The sequence below is a fragment of the Actinokineospora fastidiosa genome, from assembly GCF_014648415.1.
In the GTDB taxonomy this organism is placed as follows: Bacteria; Actinomycetota; Actinomycetes; order Mycobacteriales; family Pseudonocardiaceae; genus Actinokineospora; species Actinokineospora fastidiosa.
Genome location: NZ_BMRB01000007.1, coordinates 208,954 through 232,017, shown reverse-complemented (window position 1 = coordinate 232,017; position 23,064 = coordinate 208,954). Strand labels below are relative to the sequence as shown.

General features: G+C 72.3%; 18 protein-coding genes. 12 read left to right on the top strand and 6 right to left on the bottom strand.

Features of this window, described 5'->3' with window-relative positions; genetic code table 11:
- Positions 1–64: 64 nt before the first annotated feature.
- The 6 genes from IEY98_RS28540 to IEY98_RS28515 all read left to right on the top strand — a co-directional run bounded on the left by IEY98_RS28540 (position 65) and on the right by IEY98_RS28515 (position 6,001).
- Entirely contained in the window at positions 65–463 is a 399-nt protein-coding gene (locus tag IEY98_RS28540) for an OsmC family protein (protein WP_189213764.1), read from the top strand.
- A gap of 31 nt (positions 464–494) precedes the next feature.
- Entirely contained in the window at positions 495–845 is a 351-nt protein-coding gene (locus tag IEY98_RS28535) for a DUF3140 domain-containing protein (protein ID WP_189213763.1), read from the top strand.
- A 60-nt stretch (positions 846–905) separates the two neighbouring features.
- Positions 906–2,483: an FAD-dependent oxidoreductase gene (locus IEY98_RS28530; protein ID WP_189213762.1), complete on the top strand. Its 1,578-nt coding sequence runs from the start codon at positions 906–908 to the stop codon at positions 2,481–2,483.
- A 160-nt stretch (positions 2,484–2,643) separates the two neighbouring features.
- Positions 2,644–3,429: a carotenoid biosynthesis protein gene (locus tag IEY98_RS28525; RefSeq protein ID WP_229787637.1), complete on the top strand. Its 786-nt coding sequence runs from the start codon at positions 2,644–2,646 to the stop codon at positions 3,427–3,429.
- On the top strand, positions 3,426–4,535 hold the full coding sequence (locus tag IEY98_RS28520; protein WP_229787635.1) for a glycosyltransferase family 2 protein: 1,110 nt from the start codon (positions 3,426–3,428) through the stop codon (positions 4,533–4,535). The genes IEY98_RS28525 and IEY98_RS28520 overlap by 4 nt, the downstream gene beginning before the upstream one ends.
- Positions 4,535–6,001: a phytoene desaturase family protein gene (locus IEY98_RS28515; RefSeq protein WP_189213761.1), complete on the top strand. Its 1,467-nt coding sequence runs from the start codon at positions 4,535–4,537 to the stop codon at positions 5,999–6,001. Before IEY98_RS28520 ends, IEY98_RS28515 begins: the two co-directional genes overlap by 1 nt.
- Here the strand turns inward: IEY98_RS28515 and IEY98_RS28510 are convergent.
- Positions 5,945–6,646, bottom strand: a complete 702-nt coding sequence (locus IEY98_RS28510) for a CDP-alcohol phosphatidyltransferase family protein (RefSeq protein ID WP_189213760.1) — start codon at positions 6,644–6,646, stop codon at positions 5,945–5,947. The genes IEY98_RS28515 and IEY98_RS28510 overlap by 57 nt on opposite strands.
- 82 nt (positions 6,647–6,728) lie before the next feature.
- Between IEY98_RS28510 and IEY98_RS28505 the strand changes: the two genes are divergently transcribed.
- Positions 6,729–7,568: a YhjD/YihY/BrkB family envelope integrity protein gene (locus tag IEY98_RS28505; protein WP_189213759.1), complete on the top strand. Its 840-nt coding sequence runs from the start codon at positions 6,729–6,731 to the stop codon at positions 7,566–7,568.
- On the opposite strand, the gene IEY98_RS28500 is transcribed toward IEY98_RS28505, so the two are convergent.
- Positions 7,526–8,533 carry a Rieske (2Fe-2S) protein gene (locus IEY98_RS28500; RefSeq protein ID WP_189213758.1) on the bottom strand — a complete coding sequence of 336 codons (1,008 nt, stop codon included), beginning with the start codon at positions 8,531–8,533 and terminating at the stop codon, positions 7,526–7,528. The two genes, IEY98_RS28505 and IEY98_RS28500, sit on opposite strands and share 43 nt — an antisense overlap.
- A gap of 309 nt (positions 8,534–8,842) precedes the next feature.
- Here IEY98_RS28500 and IEY98_RS28495 point away from each other — a divergent pair, with 309 nt between their 5' ends.
- Together IEY98_RS28495 and IEY98_RS28490 are read left to right on the top strand one after the other, a co-directional pair.
- Positions 8,843–12,946 carry a SpoIIE family protein phosphatase gene (locus IEY98_RS28495; RefSeq protein ID WP_229787632.1) on the top strand — a complete coding sequence of 1,368 codons (4,104 nt, stop codon included), beginning with the start codon at positions 8,843–8,845 and terminating at the stop codon, positions 12,944–12,946.
- Positions 12,946–13,260 (top strand): STAS domain-containing protein, encoded by a 315-nt coding sequence (locus IEY98_RS28490; RefSeq protein WP_189213757.1) that lies wholly within the window; start codon positions 12,946–12,948, stop codon positions 13,258–13,260. Before IEY98_RS28495 ends, IEY98_RS28490 begins: the two co-directional genes overlap by 1 nt.
- A 42-nt stretch (positions 13,261–13,302) precedes the next feature.
- Here IEY98_RS28490 and IEY98_RS28485 read toward each other — a convergent pair whose 3' ends face one another.
- Positions 13,303–14,457 (bottom strand): epoxide hydrolase family protein, encoded by a 1,155-nt coding sequence (locus tag IEY98_RS28485; RefSeq protein WP_189213756.1) that lies wholly within the window; start codon positions 14,455–14,457, stop codon positions 13,303–13,305.
- A 63-nt stretch (positions 14,458–14,520) separates the two neighbouring features.
- Here IEY98_RS28485 and IEY98_RS28480 point away from each other — a divergent pair, with 63 nt between their 5' ends.
- Positions 14,521–15,483 (top strand): helix-turn-helix transcriptional regulator, encoded by a 963-nt coding sequence (locus IEY98_RS28480; RefSeq protein ID WP_189213755.1) that lies wholly within the window; start codon positions 14,521–14,523, stop codon positions 15,481–15,483.
- Positions 15,484–15,688: 205 nt separating this feature from the next.
- Here IEY98_RS28480 and IEY98_RS28475 read toward each other — a convergent pair whose 3' ends face one another.
- Complete coding sequence (locus tag IEY98_RS28475; RefSeq protein WP_189213754.1) at positions 15,689–16,015, bottom strand: hypothetical protein; 327 nt, start codon at positions 16,013–16,015, stop codon at positions 15,689–15,691.
- 291 nt (positions 16,016–16,306) lie between these two features.
- Between IEY98_RS28475 and IEY98_RS28470 the strand changes: the two genes are divergently transcribed.
- Complete coding sequence (locus tag IEY98_RS28470) at positions 16,307–19,105, top strand: hypothetical protein (protein ID WP_189213753.1); 2,799 nt, start codon at positions 16,307–16,309, stop codon at positions 19,103–19,105.
- 247 nt (positions 19,106–19,352) lie between these two features.
- On the top strand, positions 19,353–19,691 hold the full coding sequence (locus IEY98_RS28465) for a hypothetical protein (RefSeq protein ID WP_229787630.1): 339 nt from the start codon (positions 19,353–19,355) through the stop codon (positions 19,689–19,691).
- Positions 19,692–20,031: 340 nt separating this feature from the next.
- On the opposite strand, the gene IEY98_RS28460 is transcribed toward IEY98_RS28465, so the two are convergent.
- Both IEY98_RS28460 and IEY98_RS28455 read right to left on the bottom strand, forming a co-directional pair.
- Complete coding sequence (locus IEY98_RS28460) at positions 20,032–20,505, bottom strand: NUDIX hydrolase (protein ID WP_189213751.1); 474 nt, start codon at positions 20,503–20,505, stop codon at positions 20,032–20,034.
- 554 nt (positions 20,506–21,059) lie between these two features.
- Positions 21,060–22,559, bottom strand: a complete 1,500-nt coding sequence (locus tag IEY98_RS28455) for an NAD(P)/FAD-dependent oxidoreductase (RefSeq protein ID WP_189213750.1) — start codon at positions 22,557–22,559, stop codon at positions 21,060–21,062.
- Between the last annotated feature and the right edge of the window lie 505 nt (positions 22,560–23,064).

Here is a 23,064-nt window from a genome sequence, read left to right as displayed (position 1 = left end):
GGTCGAGTGCATCGGGTCGGCAGCGGGTACCACCCCTGAGACGCACCGACAGGAGTGGACCAGGATGAACGGAACCAAGCTGTACAGCACGGCGGCCGTCTCCCGTGACGGCGGCCGCGTCGAGGTCGATGGCGCCGAGCCCGACTCGTTGGCGATCGTCCAACCCGCCGAGCTCGGGGGCAGCGGCGGCGGCTGGGACCCCGAGCGGCTCTATGCCGCCGCCCTCGCCACGTGCCTGCACCAGAGCCTGGTCATCGTCGCGTCCTCGGGCGGCCACGACACCTCGGGCAGCAGCGTGCGGGCCGAGGTCACCCTCGGCGAGTCCGGCGCGGAGGCCTACGACCTGCGGGCCCGCCTGGTCGTCGCACTGCCTAATGTGGACACTGACGATCGGCGGCAGCTGGTGGACCAGGCCGTGGGCCACTGTCCCCTCGCAGGCGGCTGGGACGTGTCCCTCGCCTGAACGGACACCCTCGACGCACCGGGAGGCCCGGATGACCGACGACGCCGCGACGACGCGCAAGGAGTTCTCCGACGCGGTGAACATGACCGCCACGCAACTGCGCCACTGGCTGGACACCGAGGATTCGAAGGCCGTGGGGCAGAAGGATGACGGCGGCGAGTCCACCGGCCACGCGTCCGGCCGCCGCATCCTCACCCTGCTCGGCAAGAAGCCCGGCGACCTGACCGACGACGACCTTGCCCACATGCGCACGGTCGTCGGCTACATCCACCGCCACCTCGCCCAACGCCCCGACGGCGACATCAGCGACACCCGATGGCGTTACTCGCTGATGAACTGGGGCCACGACCCGCTCAAGGGAGCGCGTTCGGCCGGCAGCTGAAGGCGAACCCGCCGTCTGCGTCGAATCGCCGCTGCGCACCACCGGTGCCAGCATCAGGGCATGGCCCGTGTCGCGTTGCCCTGGTTGCTCGACGGCAGCTCCCCGCCACGCCCGGGGCGCGACCGCCGGGCCGTGCTGCACCCCGCCCACGCGGGCGGCGACCGGGCCGACGGCGACGCGCCGCGGGTGGCGGTGGTCGGCGGCGGCATCGCCGGGGTGACGGCCGCTGTCGCGCTGGCCGAACGCGGGGTGCGGGTCCGGCTGTTCGAGCGCCACGCCGAGCTGGGCGGGCGGCTGCGCGGCTGGACGACGGGCCACGGCGCGACCATGACCCGCGGCTTCCACGCGTTCTTCCGCCAGTACTACAACCTGCGCGGCCTGCTGCGCCGCGTCGACCCCGACCTGTCCATGCTCGCCCCGATCGGGGACTACCCGCTGCGCCACATCGACGGCGCGCAGGACACTTTCGTGGGACTGCCCTGCACACCCCCGTGGAACGCGGCCGGGTTCATGGTGCGCAGCCCCACCTTCTCCGCACGCGACCTCATGGGCATGAACACGCGCGCGGCGGGCGCGTTGTTCGACGTCAGCCTCCCCCGCGTCTACCACGAACTCGACGCCATCGACGCCGACACCTTCCTGCGCGAGCTGCGGTTCCCGGCCTCCGCGCGGCACCTGGCGTTCGAGGTGTTCTCCCGCAGCTTCTTCGCCCACCCCGGCGCGCTGTCGGCCGCGGAGCTGGCGACGATGTTCCACATCTACTTCCTCGGCTCCAGCGAGGGCCTGCTCTTCGACGTGCCCGACGACCCCTACCCGCACACCCTGTGGAACCCGCTGCACGCCTACCTGCTCTCCCTCCGCGCCGAGATCCACACCGGAACCGCCGTCGAGCGGATCGGGCGCACCGACGAGGGCTACCGGGTGCGGGCGGGAACGGAGCACACCGCGGACGGCGTCGTGCTCGCCACCGACGTCGGCGGCCTGCGGGCACTGGTCGCCGCGTCCCCCGACCTGGGGGACCCGCGGTGGCGGCGACGCGTCGCCTGCCTGGCCTGCGCGCCGCCGTTCCTGGTCACCAGGCTGTGGCTGGACCGCCCTGCGCGGCCGGACCGCCCGGCGTTCCTGGGCACCAGCGGGTACCGGCTGCTCGACAACATCAGCGTGGTCGACCTGTTCGAGGGCGAGGCCCGCCGCTGGCGCGCCCGCACCGGCGGGTCGGTCATCGAACTGCACGCCTACGCCCTGCCCGGGGACACCGACCCCGACCACTGCGCCCAGATGCTGATCAAGGAGCTGCACACGGTCTACCCGGAGCTGCGCGGCGCACGGGTGCTGCACCGGCAGCACGTCCTGGAGGCCGACTGCCCGCTGTTCGCGCCCGGCACCTTCACCGAACGGCCGACGGTGTCCACCCCGGACCCCACCCTGGCCGTCGCAGGCGACCTGGTGCGCGTCGACCTGCCGGTCGCGCTGATGGAACGCGCCGCGACCAGCGGTTTCCTCGCCGCGAACACCCTGCTCGCCCGGTGGGGCCTGCGCGGGCACGACCTGTGGACGGTGCCCAACCGGGGCCGCTGGGCCCTGCTCCGACGCCGGTCCGCCTCCCGGAGGGCGGTTCCCGCGCCATCGAACGGGTAGCCGGTGGGAACACCGGACTGCCCCACGCGGCCACAACCGGCCTGCTGGCCGGGTCGCCGTCACGGGCGCTGGAAAGCCCGGGGCCCCGGATCGGGGCCTCGGGCGCCTGCGCCTTTCCGGTCACCGCGCCGACCGCGCCTGCCGCGCTTAGGGTTCACCCATGCTCAGCCGCATGTCCGTGCGCGCCGTCCCCGGCTTCCGCACGGCGGCGATCGCGGCGTGGGCGCTGGGCGCAACGGCCGTGGTGGCGCAGATCGTGTACTCGATGACCGCGCCCGCGGACCGCACGGCCATGACCGTGCTGGCGGTGGTCGCCTTCGCCGCGGCGTCGGTGCTCGACGCCGCGGCCCGCTGCGGGCCGCGGGCCGCCGTCGCGCTGGTCGCGGTCGCGGGCGGGGGCGGGCTGGCCGCCGAGGCGGTCGGGGTGCACACGGGTTTCCCGTTCGGCGACTACGCCTACACCGGCTCGCTGGGCCCGGCGCTCGTCGGCGTGCCGGTGCTCGTGCCGCTGGCGTGGATCATGATGGCGTGGCCCGCGGCGCTGGTCGGGCGGGTGTTGGGCCGCGGCTGGCTGGCCGTGCCGGTCGCGGGGTGGGCGCTGGCGTCCTGGGATGTGTTCCTGGACCCGCAGATGGTCGACGCCGGTCACTGGGTCTGGGCCGACCCGACGCCCGCGCTGCCCGGGGTCGCGGGCGTGCCGCTGACGAACTTCGCCGGGTGGCTGCTCGTGGCGACCCTGATCAGCGCGGGCCTGGTGGCGTTCACCCGATCGGATGGCCAGCTGCGGCGTGGCCCGGCGCCGGTGCTGTACCTGTGGACTTACGGGTCATCGGTGTGGGCGCACGCGGCGTTCTTCGGCCGGCCCGCGGTTTCGCTGGTCGGCGGGCTGCTCATGGGCGTGGTGGCGGTCCCGTTCGCGGTCGCGCTGTGGCGGGCGCACCGGTGAGCGGGGCGGTGGTGCGCGTGGCGGCGGTCGCCGCGGCGGTGTCGTCGGTGCACGCGCTGGTCAACGCGCGGTTGCTCCGTCGGCCGTCGGCGACGCCGGGCGAGTGCTTCGAGCCGGTGTCGCTGTTGCTCCCGGTGCGCGACGAGGCCCACCGGGTGGGGCCGTGCCTGCGGTCGCTGCTGGCCCAGCGCGGCGTGGCCGACCTGGAGATCGTGGTGTGCGACGACGGCTCCGCCGACGGCACCGCCGCGCTGGTCGCCGAGATCGCCGCCGGGGACCCGCGCGTGCGCCTGATCAGCTCTCCCGAACCGCCCCCGGGGCTGCCGGGCAAGCCGCACGCCTGCGATCTGCTGGCCCGGCACGCCCGCGGCCGGGTGCTGGTGTTCGTCGACGCCGACGTGGAACTCGCGCCGCATGCCGTGGCCGCCGCGGTGGCGGTGATGCGCGCCCACGACCTGGACGCGGTGTCGCCGTTCCCCCGTCAGCTGGCCGAGGACGCCGCCACCCGGCTCGTGCAGCCGCTGCTGCAGTGGTCGTGGCTGACGTTCCTGCCGCTGCGCGCCGCCGAGCGGTCCGCCCGGCCGTCGCTGACCGCCGCCAACGGCCAGTTCCTGGTCATCGACGCGGCCATGCTGGCCCGGTGCGGCGGGTTCGCGGCCGTCGCCGACGCCGTGCTCGACGACATCGCGCTGATGCGGGCGGTCAAGGCCGCGGGCGGGCGCGGGGTCGTCGTCGACGGCAGCACCGTGGCCGTGTGCCGGATGTACCGGGGGTGGGCGCAGGTGCGCGCGGGCTACGAGAAGTCGCTGTGGTCGGCCACCGGGAGCCCGGTCGCCGCCGCCGGGGTCGCGGCGCTGCTGGCCTGGATGTTCCTGGTGCCGCCGCTGGCCGCCGTCGCCGGATCGCGGGCCGGGCTGCTCGGGTACGCAGCCGGGGTGCTCGGGCGGGTCGTCACCGCCCGCGCCAGCGGCGGCCGGGCCTGGCCGGACGCCTTGGCGCACCCGGTGTCGGTGGCCGCGCTGCTGACGCTGCTGGGCGGCTCATGGCGGGCCCGCCGCCGCGGCACGCTGGTGTGGAAGGGCCGAGCCCTGCACGGCGGCCGCTGATGGCCGACGTCGCCGTCATCGGGGCGGGCATGGGCGGACTGGCCGCCGCCGCGCGCCTGGCCCACGCCGGGCACGCGGTGACGGTGTTCGAGGCCGCGCCCACGTACGGCGGCAAGCTCGGCGTCACCCGGCTCGGGGAGTTCACCTTCGACACCGGGCCGTCGCTGCTCACCCTGCCGCACGTCTACCGCGACCTGTTCGCCGAGACCGGCGGCGACCTCGACGAGCACGTGGACATCGTGCCGGTCGACCCGCTGTGCCACTACCGGTTCCCCGACGGCTCGGTGCTCGACCTGCCGCACGCCGAGCACGAGGTCGCCCCCGCCCTGGCCGCCGCGCTCGGCCCCGACGCGGGCGAGCAGTGGACCCGCCTGATGAGCCGGGGACGGCGGCTGTGGGACCTGGTCGGCGAACCCGTGCTGCACCGACCGCTCAACGGGGTGCCGGACCTGCTGCGCCACAGCCGGAACGTGCGTGACCTGCTGGCCATCGCCCCCTGGCGGACCCTGCGCGGCGCCGGGCGCGGCCTGGCCGACCCGCGGCTGCGGATGCTGCTGGACCGCTATGCCACCTACACCGGCTCCGATCCCCGCCGGGTGCCCGCGCTGATGACCGTCGTGCCGTACATCGAGCAGCACCACGGCGGCTGGTACGTCCAAGGCGGCCTGCGCCGCCTCGCCGACGCCCTGCACGCGCACTGCCGCGAGCTGGGCGTGCGATTCCACTTCGCGGCGCCCGTCACCGGAATCGACACCGACGGCCGAGGGGTTCGCGGGCTGCGGGTGGCGGGCGAATCCGTGCCCGCCGACATCGTCGTCTCCGACGCCGACGCCCACCACCTGCACCGCGACCTGCTCACCGACCCGCGCGCCGCCCGCGCCCGCCGCGCGCTGGCCCGCACCCAGCCCTCGCTGTCGGGGTTCGTGCTGCTGCTCGCCCTGCGCGGCACGACCACGCCGCGACGCCACCACCGGGTGCTGTTCCCGGCCGACTACGACGCCGAGTTCGACGCCGTCTTCGGCCAGCGGCCGCGTCCGGTCGACGACCCGACCGTCTACGCCTGCTCCCCCGACGACCCCACCGTGGCTCCGCCTGGTCACGAGGCGTGGTTCGTGCTCGTCAACGCCCCCCGTCACGGTCCCGTCGACTGGGACGCCCCCGGTCTGGCCGAGGACTACGCCGACAAGGTGCTGGCCGTGCTCGCCGCCCGCGGCCTCGACGTGCGCGACCGCGTCCTGCACCGGGCCATCCGCACCCCGGCGGACTGGGAACGCGACACCGGCTCGGTGGGCGGCTCCCTCTACGGGTCCTCATCGAACGGCGCCCGCGCCGCCCTGCTGCGCCCGGCCAACCGCAGCCGCGTGCCAGGGCTGTTCCTGGTCGGCGGCTCGGCCCACCCCGGCGGCGGACTACCCCTGGTCGCCCTGTCCGCCGCGATCGTCGCCCGCCTGATCGGCCCGGCCTAGCTCCCGCCGGATCCCCGCCGCCAACTGCGTCCCGCCCACCACCGCGACCCCCACCCACAGCCACAACGTCACCATCGGCCACGACCAGCCGGTGCCCGGCGGGCCCGAGGGCGCGACCCCGGCGCCCAGGCAGGTCACCGCGACCAGGATCACCCGGGTCGGGCGCTCGGCGACGGTGATCGCGCCCGCCGAGCCCATCCCGGCCCCCTGGGCGCGTGCGCGGGCGTACTCGTGCAGCAGCACCGCGGCCGCCACCGCCACCGCCAGCCGCGCGTCGCCGCCGAGCACCACCAGCACCGCGATCAGGCACAGGTCCGCGAGCCGATCGGCCACGGCGTCGACCACAGCACCCAGCGGCCGAGCCCGCCCGGTCCGCAGCGCCACCGCGCCGTCGATCCCGTCCAGCAACCCCGACACCAGCACCAATCCGAGCGCCGCCCAGGTCAAGCCCAGCGCGGCGGCGCCCACCGCGGCCGCCGCCGAGGCGACCCCCGCCGCGGAGAGCGCGTCCGGCGCCACCGACAGCACCGGGCGGGCGAGCACATGCACCAGCCGAATCCACCCGACCGCCAGCCGGTTGCCGGAGACGTCCTCGCCGTGCAGGCGCTCCCAGCCGCGCACCGGGTCCACCCGATCCTCGGCCATCGGTCACCCCCGCCGGTCCGTCGCGCCACCGTAACCCCGAGCGGCGGGTGAGAGCAGCGCGAACAGCGGGTACGACACCGCCATGCCCACCCCCGTCCGGCCCGTGCTGCGCCACACCGGCGCCGCGTTGCGCGGACGCGACATCGCCCTGTGGGCCGCCGGGCTGACCTTCTTCGCCTGCCTGGCGATCGTTCCCCTGCTGCTGCTCGGCCTGCGCGGCGCGGCAACGCTCCTCGGCCACGCCGTGGTCGTCGACGGCGCCGCCGCCCTGGCGGCCGCGCTGCCCGACGAGCAGCGCGCGGGGTCGGCCGTCGCCGCGATCACCGACGCGGCGCTGCGCGCCCCCTGGCCCGTGCTGGCCGTCGCGCTGATCCCCGCCACCTTCTACGGCGAGGGCTTGCGCCGCGCCCTCGACCAGCCCGCCGGGCAGGCCGTCACCGGGACGACCGGGTGGCGGGGCAGGCTCGGGTTCCTCCCCGTCCTCGCCGCCGCCCCGCTGCTGCTGGCCGCGCCGCTCGCGCTCGCCCCCGCCATCGGCTCCCTCTACAGCGCGGGCGGCTGGTCGCTCGCGCTGGGCGTGGTGGTGTCCTTCCACCTCGACTGGGTCCTGATCTCGGTGGCGCTGTCGCTGGTCTTCACCGTCACCGCCCCCAACGCGCTGCCCGGCCGCGCCGCCGTCGCGGGCGCGTTCGCCACCGGCGCGTTCCTCACCGGGTTCCTGCACGGCTTCCTGCTGTTCCTGGCCATCCCGGTCGACTGGAGCGTGCCCTTCGCCGGACTCGCCCCGGTCGGCGTCGCCGCCGCCGTCGCGCTGTGGCTGTACCTGCTGCACGTCGTGCTGATCCTCGGCTACCGCACCACCCTCAGCGCCCACCAGGCTCAGCAACCGCCCGTGCGCAGCGCGTACCGGCGCTCGGCATAGGCCATGTCGTCGCGCCACAACCGCTTCGCCGCCCACCGCATGGCCGGACGCACCACGACGGCCGCCCGCATCGCCGCCGTGAACCCCTCCCGCTCCGAGGTGGCGATCACCGCCTCGATCACCGAGGTGCGCGCCCGCCCGTCCCGGCCCGGGGCCCGCGGCGTCGCGTGCGTCTCCACCACGCTGCCCACCCCCTCCCCCTCGATGATGCGCATGCACACCGTCCGCGGCTCAGGACACGTGAACTCGGTGCGCACCGGAACACCGAGCCGCCGCCCCAGCCGGAACGTCACGTCCACCACAAACCGATCCCGCTCCGGCGCGCTGTCCTCCTCCGGAGCGCTGACCACCCGCAGACGGGTGAACGAGTACGGGTGGAACCAGCCGCCATGCCACGGATCGAGCCGATTGGCCACCACATCGATCGGCTCGCACACCCCGGTCACTGACGCGACCGCGGCCACCCCGCGCGTCGGCCGGGCCGGAACGACCGGGGCGGGCGACGGCGCTTCGCCCCCGAGGCCGTCCAGCCGAACCCACACCAGCACCCCGTCGTCGTGGACGGGGAACGGCCGCCAACCCGGGCCGCCGTCGCCGGAGACCGGCAGACCGTGCCAGCGGCACCGCAGGACCCCGCGGTCCACCCGGCCCAGCGCCAGCGGAGCACCCAGGTGCGGGCACGCGCCGGGCCCGGCCACCACCCCGCCGTCCTCGTCCCGCCAGGCCACCACCTCGTGCGGCCCCACGTAAGCGCCCAACGGCACATCGGCGCGGACGTCGCCGCTGGCAGCCAGCACGAACCAGTTGCCCGACGGCCGTGCCGCGGCCCGCCGGGTCGCGGCCGCGATCACCGCGGGCCGCGCCTGCCGCCACGTGGGCTCCTGCGCGGGCCACGGCTGCGGCGCGATCGGCCTGACCGGCACATGCGCGGGCCAGCGGGAGACGAGTCGGTCGATCAGCGGCATCTTCCCTCCCCGGCGTTCCGCCCACCACCCTCCCCCGCCTCGGCGCCTGCCGCAGCGCGACCCACGACAGCCGCGAAGAGCGCGCGAACGAATCCCGATCAGGGCCGCGGCCGCCCGAGAATCCCCAGGCTCGCTCGGGTAGCGCGGAGTCCGCGTCCGGACGAGCCGCGTCCATCGATCATCGGAACGAAAGGCCGGTTCGGGCGTGTTCCCCGGGACGCGGGTCGGCTGTCTAATCTACGGGTTGCGTGGCCGATGACGAGTGACTCGTGATCCATTCGGTGCGCCGAAGGATTGGGAGGAGTGTCGGTGGCGCGGTTCGAGGACGCTGAGGACGCTGCGGTGATCGATGTGTTCGCCGTGGACGCCGAGGTCGGGCGGGATCTGGCGGCCGTGGAGTGGGCGGGGACCCCGTTGGGGGCGCCAGCGGGCTGGCCGCAGAGCCTGCGGACGGCGGTGAGCATCCTGCTGTCGTCGAAGTTCTCGATGTGGATGGCCTGGGGCCCGGAGCTGACGTTCCTCTGCAACGCCGCCTACCGCAGGGACACCTTGGGGCGGAAGTACCCGTGGGCGTTGGGACGGCCCGCGCGGGAGGTGTGGGCGGAGATCTGGGGTGATATCGGCCCCCGCATCGACACCGTGTTGGAGACCGGGCAGGCGACCTGGGACGAGGCGCTGCTGCTGTTCCTGGAGCGGTCCGGCTACCCGGAGGAGACCTACCACACCTTCTCCTACAGCCCGCTGCGCGACGACACCGGCGCGGTGGTGGGCATGCTGTGCGTGGTCAGCGAGGACACCCAGCGGGTCATCGGCGAGCGGCGGATGGCGACGCTGCGGGATCTGGGCTCGGACCCGAGCGTGGTGCGCACCGAGCAGGAGACGCTGGCGTTCGCGGGCCAGCAGTTGGGCCGCAACCTGCGGGACCTCCCCTTCTCGCTGATCTACCTGTTCGATGACGGCGGCGCTCGGCTGGCGACCGCGACCGGGATTCCTCCCGGGCACCGGGCCGCCCCGGCGACGCTGGCGGCCGACGACCTGCCCGCGGTGTGGCCGACGGCCGCGGCGGCGCGCGGCGAGGCCGAGTCGGTGGAGCTCGACGGCGACCTGCCCTCGGGCGACTGGCCCGCGCCCCCCACCCAGGCGCTGGTGATGCCGCTGCTGCGGCAGGGCGGCTCCCCGTACGGGTTCCTCGTGGCCGGGCTGAACCGCTACCGCCCGGTGGACGACGGCTATCGCGGGTTCGTCGAGCTGGTCGCCGGGCACATCGCGACCGGGATCGCGAGCGCGCGCAGCTACCAGGCCCAGCAGCGGCGGGCCGACGAGCTGGCCGAGCTGGACCGGGCCAAGACCGCGTTCTTCTCCAACATCAGCCACGAGTTCCGCACCCCGCTCACCCTGATCATGGGACCGGTCGAGGAGCTGCGCACCGCCTTGGCCGGAGCGGACAAGCGCGTTCAGGAGGAACTGGAGGTCATCCACCGCAACGGCCTGCGGCTGAGCAAATTGGTCAACACCCTGCTCGACTTCTCCCGCATCGAGGCGGGCCGCATGCAGGCCCGGTTCGAGCCGGTCGACCTCGCCGCCCTCACCGCCGGGCTGGCCAGCGTCTTCCGCTCGGCCATCGAGAAGGCGGGGCTGGCCTTCGAGATCGACTGCCCGCCGCTGGCCGAGCCGGTCTACCTCGACCCGGGGATGTGGGAGAAGGTGATCCTCAACCTGCTCAGCAACGCGTTGAAGTTCACCTTCGACGGTGCGGTCCGGGTCAGCGTCAGCGCCCGCGAAGGTCATGCCGAGGTCGTCGTGGCCGACACCGGGATCGGGGTCGCGGCCGAGGAACTGCCCCGGCTGTTCGAGCGTTTCCACCGCATCGACAACGCCCGCGCCCGCTCCAACGAGGGAAGCGGCATCGGGTTGGCGCTGGTGAAGGAGCTCATCGGCCTGCACGGCGGCACGATCGCCGCGGACAGCGCCGAGGGACGCGGGACCGCCTTCACCATCCGGCTGCCCTTCGGGTCCGCGCACCTGCCCGCCGAGTCCCTGGCGCCCGCCGGGGCGGCAGCGGGCGTCTCGGCCACGGCCGTCCCCTACCTGCAGGAGGCGTTGCGCTGGCTGCCCGGCGATGCGGAGCCGCCGTCGCTCCCCTCCGGCGCGGCGACCCAGGCCCGCGTGCTGATCGCCGACGACAACGCCGACATGCGCGAGTACCTCACCCGGATCCTGTCCGAGGCGGGGTACCTCGTCGAGGCGGTCAACGACGGCCATGAAGCCCTGGCCACCGTCCGGGCCGCCGCGCCCGACCTGGTCATCAGCGACGTGATGATGCCGAGGCTCGACGGATTGGCGCTGGTCGCGGCGCTGCGCGCGGACTCGCGCACCGCGTCGGTCCCGGTGCTGCTGCTGTCGGCGCGGGCCGGGCAGGAGGCCTCCATCGAGGGCCTGGAGGCGGGCGCGGACGACTACCTGGTCAAGCCGTTCGCCGCCGCCGAGCTGCTGGCCCGCGTGCGGGCGAACGTGGAACTGGCCCGACTGCGCAACCACCACATCCGCTGGCGCACGGCGCTGGTGGACTCGCTGCAGGAGGCGTTCTTCGTCTGCGACGAGGACGGCGCGGTCATCGAGATCAACGCCGCCTTCACCGACATCCTGGGCTACGGGCCCGAAGGGCTGCCGTACCCGCCCATCCACCCGTGGTGGCCGGACGCCGAGACCGACGTCGAGGCGCACAAGCAGGTGGCCGCGGCCTTCGCCGCGCTGCTGGACGAGCGGCAGGGCAGCCACACGATCCCCCTCACCCACCGCGACGGGCGGCGGGTGTGGATCAGCGCCACGTTCAACCAGGCCCACGACCCCGACACCGGGCGCCGCGTGTCCGTCGGCACCTTCCGCGACGTCACCGCCGAGCACCACGCCATCCAGCGGGACAGCGCGCTCGCCTCGCTGAGCACCCGGCTGTCCGGGGCGACCAGCCTGGCCGACGCGCTCGAAGGCGCGTTGGCGGAGCTGAAGGCGCTGTGGCGGGCCCAGGACGTGGTGGCCGCCGTCTTCGACCAAGCCGACGCGCCCACCGTCACCGCGACGGACCCGGCCCTGACCTGGGCGCGGCTGCCCGTCCAGCGTCGAGAGCGCATCGTCGACCTCCGCGAGAGCCCGCTGCTCACCCCGATCAGCGACCACACCGGCGCGGGGATCGTCCTCGACCACCCGAACGGTCCGATGGCCCTGTGGGTCGAGCTCGGCGACCACCGGCCGTTCACCGGTGAGGACCACCTGCTGCTGTCGCTGCTGGCGGGCCAGTTGTCCCAGGGCCTGGGCCGCGCCCACCAGATCGACCAGCAGCGCGAGACCGCCATCGCCCTGCAGCGGGCCATCCTCGGCCCCTCCGACCTGCCCGACGGCTTCGCCGTCCGGTACCAGCCCGCCACCAGCAGGCTGGAGGTCGGCGGCGACTGGTACGACGTCATCGCCCTGCCCGACGGACGCATCGGCATCGTCGTCGGCGACTGCGTCGGCCGCGGCCTGGAGGCCGCCAGCGTCATGGGCCAGCTGCGCAGCGCCTGCCGGGCCCTGCTGCTGCAGGACGCCAGCCCCGCCCGCACCCTCATGGCCCTCGACCGCTTCGCCGCGAGCCTGCCCGGCGCCCTGTGCACCACCGTGTTCTGCGGCGTCCTCGACCCCCGCACCGGAGACCTGGCCTACTGCAGCGCCGGACACCCGCCGGGCATCCTCGCCCACCCCGACGGCACCACCCGGTTGCTGGAGGAGGGCCGTTCGACGCCGCTGGCCATCCGCCCGGGCAGGCACCGCCCGGAAGGCCGGTACAGCCTCCCCGCGCGATCCACCCTGATGCTCTACACCGACGGGCTGGTCGAACGCAGACGCCGCCCGCTCAGCGAAGGCATCGACCAGGCCAGCGCCGTCGTGCAGGACGGCAGCGACCTCCTCGTCGACGACCTCGCCACCGAGGTCATGACCCGGCTGGCCCCCGGAGGCGGCTACGACGACGACGTCGCCCTGCTGCTGTACCGCCACCCCGCTCCCCTGGAGATGACCTTCCCCGCGGAGGCGGGCCAACTCGCCCCCGTCCGCCAAGCCCTGCGCTCCTGGCTCGACCAGGTCCAGCTCCCGAGGCAACAGGCCCACGACATCGTCGTCGCCGCGGGCGAGGCGTTCGCCAACGCCATCGAACACGGATACCGCCACAACCCCGGCGCTCCGGTCCACCTGCGCGCCGAGGCCTTCGCCGACAACCTCCACCTCACCATCGTCGACCAGGGCGCCTGGAAAACCCCGCAGCCGGAGGCCAACCCCCACCGCGGCCGCGGCGTGAGCCTCATGCGCGCCCTGATGCAACGGGTCACCATCACCCGAACTGCCACCGGCACCACCGTCGACCTGTACACGAGGATCACCTGATGACCACCCCCCTCACCCTCACCGCGGGCCACCGCCCCGACGGCACCCCACTCCTGACCGCGGCGGGCGAGATCGACATGAGCAACAGCGAGACCCTCGCCGAGGCCATCACCGCCACCCCCGGCCACCTCGTCATCGACCTGACCGCCGTTGACTACCTCGACAGCGCGGGCCTGGCCGTCCTGTTCACCCACGCCGAACGCATCGAGATCATCGCCACCCCGCTCCTGGCCCCCGTCCTCACCATCTCCGGACTCACCGACCTGACCACCGTCCACACCATCACCCACGACTCCGCCGAGCCGACAGGGTGACGGCCCATCGCGGCGCCGACCCACGGTGAGGTCGGCGGCGTGTCAGCGGAGTGTGCTGAAGAACGCGCGGACATCCTCGACGAGGAGATCGGGGGCCTCCATGGCGGCGAAGTGGCCGCCGCGGTCGAACTCGGACCAGTGCGTGATGGTGTGTTCGAGCTCGAGGGTCCGGCGAATCGACACGTCGAGGGGGAACACCGCGACTCCGGTCGGCACGGTGGAGCGTGCGCCCGCGCCCCAGGCTCCGTTGTGTGCGGTCTCGTAGTAGCTGTTGGCCGAAGAGCCCGCGGTGCCGGTCAGCCAGTACAGCATCACGTTGGTGAGCAACAGGTCCCGGTCGACCGCGTCCTCGGGTAGCTCGGCGGCCGGGTCCGTCCACTCCTTGAACTTCTCCACGATCCAGGCCAGCTGCCCGACCGGGGAATCGTGCAGCGCGTGCGCCAGCGTCTGCGGCCTGCTGATCTGCATCATGGCGTAGCCGGACTGCTCGGTCTCCAGGTACTCCAGGTGCGCGAGGCGTGCGCGCTCGGCATCGGTCAGCTCGGGAACCTCGTCGGCGTTGACCCGGGTGAACGCGGAGAGCCCATTGGCGTGCACGCCGACGACCCGATCCGGGTTGAGCCGACCGAGCCCCGGGGAGATGATCGCGCCGGTGTCGCCGCCCTGCGCCCCATAGCGGTCGTAGCCGAGCCGCTCCATCAGCTCGGCGAACGCCCTGGTCACCCGGTTGGTGTCCCACCCGGGCTCAGTGGTCGGGCCGGAGAAGCCGCTCCCGGGGATCGACGGGATCACCAGGTGGAACGCCTGGGCCGGGTCGCCGCCGTGCGCACGGGGATCGGTGAGCGGGCCGATGACGTTCAAGAACTCGACGATCGAGCCGGGCCAGCCGTGGATCAGGATCAGCGGCAGCGCGTCCGGTTCGGGGGAGCGCACATGCATGAAGTGGATGTTCTGCCCATCGATCTCGGTCGTGAAGTGGGGGAAGGAGTTCAACTCCCGCTCGTGGCGACGCCAGTCGTAGCCGTCGCGCCAGTACTCCGCCAACCCCTTCAGGTAGTCGACCGGCACGCCCCGGCTCCAGCCCACACCGGGCAGGTCCTGGGTCCACCTCGTCCTGGCCAGCCGGTCGCGCAGGTCGTCCAAGTCGGCCTGGGGAACGTCGATGGTGAAGGACCGGATCTCGCTGCTGTTCTGCATGAGCTCGACGCTAGAAGACGGTTAGGTCAGAATCGGTCCTAGCTCGATGGCAGGCTTCAGGGCATGTGGGAAACCTCGACGCGGCTGCTGCGACTGCTCTCGCTGCTGCAGACCCGGCGCGACTGGTCCGGCGCCGAACTGGCGGAGCGGCTGGAGGTCACGCCGCGTACCGTTCGCCGCGACATCGACCGGCTGCGCGGCCTCGGCTACCCCGTGCACGCGACCGCGGGCACGGCGGGCTATCGGCTCGCCGCCGGGGCGGACCTGCCACCGCTGCTGCTCGACGACGACGAGGCCGTCGCGGTCGCGATGGGCCTGCGCACGGCGGCCAGCGGTTCGATCACCGGCATCGAGGAGACCTCGGTGCGGGCACTGGCCAAACTCGAACAGGTGCTGCCCTCTCGGCTGCGCCACCGGATCAACGCCCTCCAGACCATGACCGTGCCGATGGCCAACACCGGGCCCACCGTCGATCCGAGCACCCTCACCGCCATCGCCACCGCTTGCCGCGACGCAGTGCGTCTGCGCTTCGACTACCGCAGCCACGACGACACCATCACCACCCGCACCACCGAGCCACACCGACTCGTGCACGCGGGCAGGCGCTGGTACCTCATCGCCTGGGACGTCGATCGCCAGGATTGGCGCACTTACCGCGTGGACCGTCTCACCCCACGCACACCAACCGGCCCCCGGTTCATCCCCCGCACCCCACCCGACCCCGACCTCAGCGGCTACACCTCCCGAGCGATCTCCACCGCCGCCTACCGCTACCAAGCCCGGATCACCCTGCACACCAACGCCAAGACCGCAGCCGAACGCTTCGCCCCCACCACCGCGACACTGGAGCCGATCGACGACCACCACTGCACCCTCCGAGCAGGCTCCAACTCCCTAGACGAGCTGGCCATCTACGTCACCACCACAGGATTCGACTTCCAGGTCCACGAACCCCCAGAACTCGTCGCCCACATCAAAACCCTGGCCACCCGCCTCACCCGCGCAGCAAATCAGACCGTTCTGTGACGTGAACTGCGCGTTCCATGATCAACTATTTGGCCAGCCACTGCAGTTGGTGAACTTCCAAGCCAGCGTGTCATCAGACCGTCGGACTGACAGGATTTGAAGCTGCGCCCTCATCCCAGAGGCGCGACGATCAACCTCTGACCTACGGGACGGTGGTGGACTTTCTTATTCCCGCTCGTTGCGGTCGACCTGTCGCATTTCGTGGTCACCTGCGCGCCGCTTCGTAGCACCGGTGACGCTCTCGGTCCCATAACGTCGCGTCGTCGACATCGACGTACTCGGTCCGCATCCGGCGCGCCATGGCGTAGAAGCCCTCGTTCGGTCGACCGCTCGCCTTCGACACGACAAGCGCGCTCCACATCGGCTCTCCCCGCTGCGCGGCGCGTCGCGACACCTGGTCCAACGGATGGCTCAGGAAGTCCGGCCGAGTTCCCACCCGGCGAGCCAGCGGCGCGTACTCGATCGTGCCCCCGGCCACGGCGACCCCGAACAGGATGTCCGTGATGCGATCCACGCGGTCGACCTCGAACATCTCTGACACTCGCTCCTCCAAGCCGACCGAAAGGCACTCGCCAAACCCTCGTCGTTCAGGGCGGGTACAGCGTTACGCACGTACAAGCCCCGCGTGGGTCGTCCCTCCCGCGGTAACCGCAAAACGAGTCTTCATCGTCTTCGGCCGCTCGGCGCCGACGAACGGAGAACACAAGCTGTACCGAAGCGCCCGTTCAGGAGCTTGGTGTGCCATCCGATGGTCCTCCCCCTGGATCATCACATCGAGTGACCGTGCCGCAACGGTTCGTTGGGCTCAGCCGATGATCCAGATATGAGCGAGCCGGTGTTCCGCGGACTCCATGCCCTGTTATCGGTGGTGCACGACCTCGTGCGGCGGCCACGGTGGCGTCGCTCCCGGCCCGCAGCCGGCGAGAGCGACCGCCCGTTGCCGCTGTTGTGCCTGGTGCGCGTCGACGGCCCGAACGACATTCTCGCTGCCCTGTCGCGGCGGTTTGACGAGGAGCAGCGGGTCAAGGTGCCCCACGCGCGGGTGGACGCCGAGACGGCGCGGGTCGCGGTGGAGCAGCGTTGGGAACAGGTCCGCAAGGGCGCCGAACCCTTGTTGCCGCTGCTGGACGAGCTGCGCCACCAGCTCAGCGCCGATCGGTTCGGGACGGGGCGGCTGAGCGGGTTCGGTCACTACCGGTTCGTTGACTGGCTCACCAGCCGCACCGTCGGCCCCGGGACGCGCAAGAACGAGCGCGTGGACATCACCGACATGCTGCGGGTGTGGCATGCGGCGGGCGAACGGCCCGCGGAGGCGCAGCGGATGGGTGTCGCGGAAGCCGCCGCGGCGCAACCGCTGTGGATGCGGCTCGCGGTGCTGCTGCTGGCCGCCTGGCACCGCCCGTTGAGGTTTTGGTTGTGGTCGCACCGGTTCCCGCTGATCGGGCGGGTTCCGCGATGGCTGATGCGCCAGCCGTTCATGCTGCCCGGCCACTCGAGCAGCTTCACCGGTTTCGCCGAGTTGCTCACCGCGGGTCGGCGCACCGAGGAGAACGACGCGGAGATCAAGAAGCTGCTGGTGCACGCGTTCCTCGAGGACCTCAGGCGGGTCTACGGAACGGGCCCGCTGCAACTGCGGCGGTGGCGGCGCACCGCGTACACGGTGGTGCTGCTGGAGAACATCACCGAGTCCAACGGCGGGTGGGAGCTGCTGCGCCTGGTCAACGAGGTGCGCAACAGCTCCACCCGGCACGACCCGGTGCTGTTCATCGCCACAGCCGACGCCGTGCCCGCCTGGCTTGGCCGCGCGGGGACGCCGCCGCCGGTCCGCCAGCTTCCCACCGAACTCGGTGCCTGGCAGCGCACCCTGCCGCAGAGCAGGCTGGTCCAGCGCGAGGACGCCCGGTTCATCGTCGTCGGCCTCCCCGGCCCGGACCCGCAGGCGGCCAGCGACGAGGACACCCACGGCTGGTACCGGCAGGGCAGGATGGTCCCCGCCCAGGTGCCGGTCCTGGCCCGCCGCGGCATGATCGTCGCGGTGGTGCTGGTCGTCCTCGCGGCGGCCTCGGCCGTCGGCGTGCCGTGGCTGTGGACGCGGCTGGCCAACGACTGCCTGCCCTCTCCAAGCGGCGGCGTCGCCGTCGAGTGGCTGGCGGGCGAGTGCGTCGGCTACAGCGACAGCGACGCGCAGATCTTCGGCGCCAATCCGCGCCTGCGGGCGGCGCAGGCGGCGATCTTCGAGCAGAACGCGAAGGCGCTGCGGGTCCGGGACAGCAACCCGGACCGTCCGCTGGTCACGGTGGTGTACTTCGGCGAGTTCACCAACCAGGAGGACGTGCCCAACACGGCGGACGCGGTGACCGAGGAACTGGCCGGGCTGCTCATACGGCAGAGCCAGGACAACAGCACCATCAGCACGACCGCGCCGCTGCTGCGGGTCGTCGTCGCCAACGGCGGGACCGAGATGCGCCACGCCAGGGAGGTGGTCGATCGGCTGCTGGGGCCGCTGTTCGACGCCGACCCGTCCGTGATGGGCGTGATCGGCATGGGGCGCACCGTGATCGCCACCGAGAGCGCCATCGGCGCCCTCGGCGACCGCGGCATCCCGGTGCTGGCGACCACGCTCACCGGCGACGGCCTCGCCGAACGGTCACCGATGTACTTCCAGATGGTCCCCGGCAACACCGCCGAGGTCAGACTGGTGCTGCGCTACGGCGCCCACACCGGTAGGACCGTGGCCCTCTATCGACCAACCGCAGGCCCTGACTCCTACCTCGACTCCTTGGAAGCGCAGTTCATCGCGCAGGGCGGCACTCCTGATGAGGTGGTGGAGTGGGACGGCGTCAGCAACGTCAACATCCGCTGCGGAGACGACCAACTGGCCTTCTACGGAGGTCGGGAAGGCGAGTTCCTCGGCTTCCTGCGGCGCGTTCGCAGTCAATGCGCGAAACACCCACCGCTGGTAGTGGGCGACGACGCCGTCACCCGCTTCGTCGCGCAGCGCGGCCTCCGTGACCAGGACGACTTCGCGGGTGTTCCGCTGCACTACGTCTCCCTGGGCAGCGAGGTCGTCCTGGCCGGACCCTCCTGCGTGGCGAAGGGGATACCCGCCGGGGCCTCCAGCGCGGACAGCCCGGCCCGACCCATCGTCGCCCTGTGCGGCGGCTTGAACCGGCTCTACTTCCAGAACAGTTCCCCGGATCCGGCGTGGCGGGCGTTCCAGCTCGCCCTCCGACCAGTCGAGGAGACAACCAACCAGCCGTGGCCTAGCGAACGCACCGGCATCGCCTACGACGCCGCGAGCCTGTTCGTGCGACTCGTCGATGCCAATAAGAACCGCGAGCGCATCAAACCCAGCCCGTTCGCCCCCAACCGCGCCGCCATCGCCCAGGAGTTCCGCGAACTCGCCTGCACCAGCGAGGCCACGCCCCAAGGCGAGCCATGCTTCGAGGGTGCAGGCGGCCCCATCGATTTCAGCGTCCACCGGGACGGATCGACGCGCCCGATAGCCATCCTGCGGATCGACGACATCAAGGACTTCAACAGCGTCCCCCGCTGCGAGTACCGAATGCGGGGCGACCTGGAGGAGACGTGCGGGGACCCCGAGACCAGCCCGGGACGGTGACGGAACCGTGGGCAGGCCCCGCATCGGAGGGCTGGGTGGGATCGAGCGCGACATCCCGTGCCGAAGCTTGGTCTTGTGTCCACACAGCCGCTGCGGTCGTCGGACAACCCCGGATCGCCCACGCCCAGCGCTAGCCCTTCGAGGTTCGGCCTAGGCCCGTGCGCGTGAGGGGTGACAGGATCGTGGTGTGAATGGTGATCATTACGTACGGTTCCAAGCATCCGAGCGCGACCGGAAAGGCCGATTCGTGGGCATCTTCTGCCTAGTCAACGGCCTAGCGCAAGCAGGCCAGCTGTCGGAGACGCAGGAACGGTTCCGCCGCACCAACAACGACTGGTACAACGCGAACTTCACCAACCCCAGCACTATCGACCCATCCGTCTATGACCACGAGTTGCACCCCGGCGCCGCCGCCTGGTTCAAGGCGTCCGCAGCGCACCTCCTTGAGCGCGTGGCAGGCTACCTCGCGATCCTCGACGCGCACGGGATCGGCTGGATCCGACTGGACTCAACAAATCCAGGTCGCATCCTCTACGAGGACGCTGATCAAGTCGTCGTCGTCGCCCATCCGTCGATCGGTCAATGAGCGACCAGTGCCAGCACCGTCGGCGGCGCGCATCGGGTAGGCGATAGCGAGACGATTCGATCTCGCTCCAAATCTGATCGACGTCCCGCAGCGAGGAGAGGGTCCGGTTGGCCCGTGCTGGTGTGCGGCTGCGGGCGCTGGCGCATTCGTGGCTGATGCTCGAGTTCCCGAGGGATCCTTCGCTTATCGACTTGGAGCTGCAGCGCAGCAGCGTCTTCCCGCGCGAGCTCGCGTCGGAGGTGTGCGCAGACGTCCGGGAGGAGCTTCGACGGACCGCGTGCTCGGTGGCCGCTACCCGTGCCGGGTTGGCGAGCCTTGCTTATCGGCGCTGATCGGGCCGTTAGTGGGTGAGGGTGAGTGGTGTGGGGGCGAGTTGTCCGGTGAGGAGTTGGGGGAGGTTGGCGGGGAGTAGTTTGTCCCGACACTGCTGAAGATCGTGTGCGCTCCACCAGCGGCGTTCGATGAGTCCGGCCTTCTCGTTGGCGGTGGGACGGACCGGCGCCTGGGGGTCGGTGGTTGTGGTGCGGGCGAGGAAGACGTGTTCGATGCGATGGTGGTCGCGGTCCTGGTAGCGGAAGCGGGATTCGCGGGTCCAGAGTTCGGGGCCGAGGGTGTCGAGGAGGATGCCGGTCTCCTCGGCGAGTTCGCGGAGGGCGGCCTGGTGGAGTGTTTCGCCGGGGTCGAGGCCGCCGCCGGGCAGTTCCCACCAGTGGTGGTCGGGTTGGTGGGGGCCGAGGGCGTGGATGAGCAGGACCCGGTCGGTGGGGTCGAGCAGCAGGACGCGCGCGCAGCGTCGCGGGAGCGTGGTGGGCATCCGTGGGGTGGTCCTCCTGGTCGCTGCTGGTGACGGCCGACGCGCGAGGTGGCCCGCGGGTCAGAACACGGTAGGTTCGGGTTCGTCGTGCTGGGTGGCCGCTGTGGTTGCTCGGTGACCTCAACGTCCTCGAACCCGGCCACCGGCTCGCCCACCGCGGCCAGTTCGCGCCCTTCGAGTACGACCTCACCCGCCGGCACGGCCTGGTCAACCTGTTCCGCCAACCTGCACCCCGACCGCGTCGAGCACAGCTGGGCCCGACGCCAGACCTCGGTTACCGCTACGACCACGCCCACGGCTCACCGACCATTCCCGACTCACCGTCCACCTCGACCTGGCTCTCCTCCAAGAAGGCGTGGATCCCGGGTGACGATCATGCCAGCGGTGGCCGCAGGCGGCTCGGAGGTTCCTGCATTCGATGGAGCAGGCTTCGCTGTGTCACCGGACATCACGGCGGGCTGGTGCCAGCTGGGCTTCGACTGCCTTCGTGACCCATCCGCCGTATCGGCCTGCATCAAGGCCTCCGGAGAGGAAGAACGGCCCCGGCGACGCGGTCAGCATGAGCCGTGTTCTCGGGTCGTGTCAGTGTGGTCTTTGCAGTCCGAGTGGTAGGCGCGGGCGGCGCGGAGGTAGGTGTTCAGGAGGTCTTCTCTGGCGGGGTCCACAGCGGCGCGGGTGATGCAGACGGTTTCCGGCAGCAGGGCGGTGTCGAGGTGCTCGTAAACCCGCCGCACGCGCTGCCGGATGTGGGCGCGCACTTCGTCCTCGTCGAGCCAGTAGGGCAGGGTCAGGCCGTATTCGTAGTGGGCGTCGGTCTCATGGTCGATTGCTTCGGTGATGGCCTGTTCCAGGGGCATGGCCTCGATGGGCGGTCGTTCGGGGGCGAACCGGTCGAACCTGTCGTCGGTGCTGTCGCCGAGGACGATGTCGGCGATGTGGGTGGAGATGACGGGTGAGCAGTGGAAGCCGTCGCGGTGGGTGCCGGTGGCGAGCACGAGGCCGTCGATCGAGCAGCCGCCGATGAGGGGGAAGCCGTCCGCGGTGACCGGGCGTGCCCCGCACAGCCAGCGGTGGACGTGGCAGTCGGCGAGGTGGTGGTCGAACTGCTCGCACAGCATGCGCAGGAGCGTCTGACTGGAGCCGATGTCCGGTCCGGGGGCCGGGTCGGGGGTGATGATGTTGGTGGCCCCGGCGTACAGCGGGTCCGTGGCGGGCACGAGGTGCAGACCGCAGGATCCGGCGCGGTTGGGGGTGCGCAGGACGTGACGCGGGCCTGACGGGGGCGGCTCGACCAGCAGTGCGAGGCCGGTGCCGTGCAACACCGGCGGGACCGCGCCGGAGGGCAGCACGGCCTGGGCGAGCGCGCCGCTGGCGCTGCCCGCTGCGAGCACGGCGGTGCCCGCGGCGATCGTCTCCCCGTCGGCGAGGCGCACGCCCCGCACCTTGCCCGCGTCGACCAGCAGCTCCCGGACGATGGCGTCGACGATGTCGACACCGAGGCGCCGGGCCGCCGCCTCCAGCGCCGCCATCACCGCCCGCGCGTCGACCGCACCTTCGCGCGGCAGGTGCACCGCCCGCGACGGGTGCGCGCCGAACTCCGGCGTCAACCCCGCCACATCCTCGGCAGCCACCGCCTCGTGCGGCTCGCCGTGCTCGACCAACGCGGCCTCGATCGCCGCGAAGTTGGCCGTGGCCACCCGACCCGACCTGCCGCTGAGCACGACCACCGTGCCCGCCACCGAGGTCTCCTGCACCGCAGCGGCTTCCGGCCCGGCCAGCTCGACCAGCGCGTCCAGCCACCCCGGCCACTCGTCCAACGCCTGACGGGCGATGGAGAACCGCGCCCGGCCCGCCGGATGCGCTCCGGTGTCCGTGGTCACCTCGCCGAAGCAGTTCAACATCGCCCCCGCCGCGACCGACGCCCCCCGATCCCGTCCCGCGGGCCCCACCACGGCTACCCGAACCCCTGGATCCCGGCCCGCGAGCCGCACCGCGGTCGACAGGCCCAGGACTCCATTGCCCACGACCACCACATCGACCCAGCGCGATGACATCACACCTCCCCACCAGCCAGCAGACCAAGCGTGAGGCGAGTGCCCCCACCGGGACGGCATTAACGGAAGGCCCGACCGGTTCACCCGATCCGGTCGGCTCCCGCGCCCTCATCAGGCGCCAGCTCCAAGGGGAGCACGGTCGGCGATGGCCCGGTGGCGCGATTCTCCCAGTTGTTGTGCGGAGGCGCGCCGTGCGCCCGCAGATAAGCAAGCATCGACCGACCCGCGGTGCCCGGGGAGGTCGAGCCCAAAGATCAGGCGCTCGGGCGGAGCACGACATCGACGGTGATCTTCTTCAACCCGTCGAGCAGTGCGATGTCGACGCCGTCCGGATCGGAGACCACAGAGTCCAGCGCACTCCGCCAGGCGGTCGAGCCGGGAAAGTGCCCCCGTAGTTCCGCGAACGCCGCCGACTGCTCGAACTCCCCAGGCGGCGTACATCGCGGCGATGACACCGGCCAGCGATGTGCCGGGGACAGCGGCAGGACCTTCAGCCGTGGCCGCA